The organism is Parafrankia sp. Ea1.12 (assembly GCF_900465275.1).
Classification (GTDB): Bacteria; Actinomycetota; Actinomycetes; order Frankiales; family Frankiaceae; genus Parafrankia; species Parafrankia soli.
Genome location: NZ_UBIZ01000130.1, coordinates 1 through 3092, shown reverse-complemented (window position 1 = coordinate 3092; position 3092 = coordinate 1). Strand labels below are relative to the sequence as shown.

Genomic DNA, 3092 nt, shown 5'->3' with positions numbered 1-3092 from the left:
CAGCTCGTCCAGATGCGGCAGCAACACCGCGAACTTCTCCGCCAGGACCTCCTCGGTCCCTTCCACCCCCGGAACCCTACCCCCACAGAGCATGGTCAAAAGCAGAAGTTATTTTCCGGCAACTCCCTGGCCGAGAGGAGGGTCGTGATGTGTCCCGTCCGGTGGGGCCCCGGCAGGGCCCTGCCGCACCGTCCCGCACAGAGCATCGTCCTGAGATGGGTCGATGGCCGGGCGGACAGCGGGCCACCCGGCCATCGACGTGCGGACGATCCTGTTGCCTCTCTCAGCTGCGGCGGCGCCGACCAGCCCGTAGGCATGCGGGGGCTTCTATCGTGGGCCGGTTTTCTTCCGGGGGATGAGGCGGGCGACGTTCTCCGCTACTTCCCGGGCGAGTTCGGGCAGGATATGGGCATAGGTGTCAGCCGTAATCCCGATGCCGGCATGCCCCAGGAGGTCCTGGACGGCTTTCATGTCGGCGCCGGCCGCGAGCGCGAGGGTCGCGGCGCCGTGTCGCAGGTCATGGAGGCGGACGGGAGGCAAGTCGGCGGCTGCGACGAGCTCCTTGAAATGCTTGGTGACTTCGTCGGGGATGAGGGGAGCGCCGTTGGGTTCGGTGAACACCAGGCCGTTGTCGATCCACTGCTCACCGTGGGAAAGACGGTGCGCGTTCTGACGGGCACGACGCTGGCGGAGGACAGTAACGGTAGCGGTGTCGAGAGAGATCTGGCGGTCCCCGGCATCGGACTTCGGGGCGCCCATTTCCGTGTCCGCTCCATGCTGGGTGATTTGCCAGCGGATGGTGAGGCTGGCCTCGTCCAGGTCGAGGTCGGTCCAGTGGATGCCGCAGGCCTCTCCGCGGCGGGGACCACGGTGGGCGATGAGGTGAAAAAGCTCGTAGTAGCGGTCGTTCTGCGCCTCAGCATGGTCGAGGAAGGCGCCGGTCTGGGCCGGGGTCCAGACCATCACGGGGGAAGGGATCTCCCCGGTGCCACGCCAGCGGGCGACACGCTCCTTCGTCCACAACAACGCCCTGGGCCGCTTCCCGGAGGGGAGTTCCACCCAGGATGCGGGATTGAAAGCGATCAGGCCGATGCGGATGGCGTGGTTGAGCGCGGCGCGCAGCGTGGCGCGGATCCGCTGCTTGTAGGCGTCGCTGGTGACCTTACGGCCTTTGAACGCCTCCCGAAGTTCGGGGTTCTTGCCGGCGCGGATCCTGCGGATCGTCTCGTTACGCGCATCGATCTTGTCGAACATGTCATCGAGATGGCCGATGGTCAGCTGGTCGAGGCGGATATCGCCGATGAAGGGCACGAGGTGAAGCCGGATCGATATCTCGTAGCCTTCCCGGGTGGAGCGTCGGATCGTTCGACGTCCCGCCAGCCAGGTGTGCAGCCAGTCGGCGACAGTAATCTTCGGGTTGAGATCGGCACGGCGCCGGTATCGCTCCTTGATGACCTCGGGGTCTGGAAGCGGATCCCCGGCTTTGATCGCGTCGAGGATAAGGGTTCGGATCCGGCCGATTCCCTGGCTGTCGTTTCCCGGTATAACGATGAGATCCTGGATACGTTTGATCTCGTCGACGGCCGCGTCGCGCGTGTCGAGACCGGCCCGGCGGGCTTCCTGGCGGCGGCCATCAGGCGCGGGAGGCAGGTCGACGCGGTACTGCCAGGACCCGTGGTCGGAACGCCAAGCCCCGTTCTTCCGCCGGAGCTTCGGACAGCTGTTCCCCAGCAGTCGACGGGTCTGGGGCTCACGGCAGCCACATCGTTTGGAAATCGATCCGTTCGGATTAGCCATCGGACTCGTCACGGGCACTCCAGTAGCAGAGAAAGAGCGTTATCGGCTCGGCGGGTCGGAGAATCGAATCCGCCGCCCGGGGGCGTTTCCGATTCAGCCGTGCCGTTTCGGTTCCTGTCAAGCGGATTCCCCGTTTTCTTTGTTGATTCGGAGAAGGTGTTTGAGGGGTGTCGTGGGGACCTGGTAGCGGCCCTTGATACGTAGAACGGGGACAGGAAACTCGTCACGGGCGGCAAGCTCGTAGCTTTTTGTCCGGCCGATTCCGAGGATTTCACCGGCGGTGACGATGTTGGTCCTCGTGCCGAGCTGGTCTATGTCTTCTTCAGTCCACGTTTTCACTCGACTCCTTGTGGGGACGCGTGGGGTTCTCCTCTGGGGTCGCGGTCGCCTCGGGCGGTGCTTCGCGGAAGGCTCCGCGAGAGGCGTGGAGGACGCCGAAGGCGTCCGCCGAACGGACGGGCGGGGTCACCGGACCGCGGCGCCGTCGCGTGGGTCATCGCGCGCCGGGGCGGGCGGCCTTGAGTCCGGGTGGGATCTGACGGTGATCTGACTGTTGTTGCGTGTGCAACTTGTGTCAGATCACCGTCAGATCACGTTTGTGCAGGTCAGTGCTGGTGTCAGGCCCGGTGGACGGGTATCGGCGGGGCTACGGGCTGGCCGTCAGGAGAAGGATGTCCTCGTGGGCGGTGATGTGGAGGGGGGTGCCGGCGGCGTGGGCGGTGCGGGCGTTGTGAAGGGCGAAGAACGTCGTGCGGGGCACGAGCCGGCCCTCGCGCAGGCCGGCGAGGAGCGCGGCGGCGCGCCCGGCGCGGACGAGCCCGATCTTCTGGGCGCTGTGCAGGATCGCGCCGGGCAGGTCGATGAGTTCACCGTCCTGGCGGTAGGGGCGGACGGCGATCGCGATGATTCCACCGGGGCGTAAGAGGGCTGTGGCGCCGGTGAGAATTGCGGTGAATCCGGTGAGGAGTTCGGTCAGGTCGGCGGCGGCGAGGTTCCCGGGCCGGTCGGCGCTGTAGGTGTAGTCGCGTTTGCGGACCCCGTTCACCCGGTCGGCGTCGACGGTGCCGTGGGTGGCTTTTCCGTACGGGGGTGAGGTGAGAACCAGTGCCGCGTTTCCGGCTCTTCCCAGTTCGCCGGAGATCGTGTCTGTCCGGTGACTGCCGGCGATGGCCGGTTGTGACTGTGCGTAGCGCCGGTGATTCCGGGAAGTAGGACGCACCCGCCATTCGGCATGATCGCTCTTGCTGAAGGAAGTGATCGCCGAGTGGACGGGTGCGCGTGTTCGAGGGTAGCGG

At 66.1% G+C, this 3092-nt stretch carries 2 protein-coding genes and 1 pseudogene; all 3 read right to left on the bottom strand.

The window, feature by feature from the left end:
* Positions 1–327 precede the first annotated feature (327 nt).
* Positions 328–1797, bottom strand: a complete 1470-nt coding sequence (xerC, locus tag FMEAI12_RS03145) for a site-specific integrase (RefSeq protein WP_112104913.1) — start codon at positions 1795–1797, stop codon at positions 328–330.
* A 117-nt stretch (positions 1798–1914) separates the two neighbouring features.
* Entirely contained in the window at positions 1915–2136 is a 222-nt protein-coding gene (locus tag FMEAI12_RS03140; protein WP_112104912.1) for a DNA-binding protein, read from the bottom strand.
* A gap of 307 nt (positions 2137–2443) precedes the next feature.
* Positions 2444–3092 (bottom strand): annotated as a pseudogene (locus tag FMEAI12_RS03135) (hypothetical protein); the annotation flags it as partial.

What these genes read in the sequence shown, in the direction of transcription:
- xerC (WP_112104913.1), bottom strand. Translation starts at nt 1,797, where the DNA reads ATGGCTAATCCGAACGGATCGATTTCCAAACGATGTGGCTGCCGTGAG.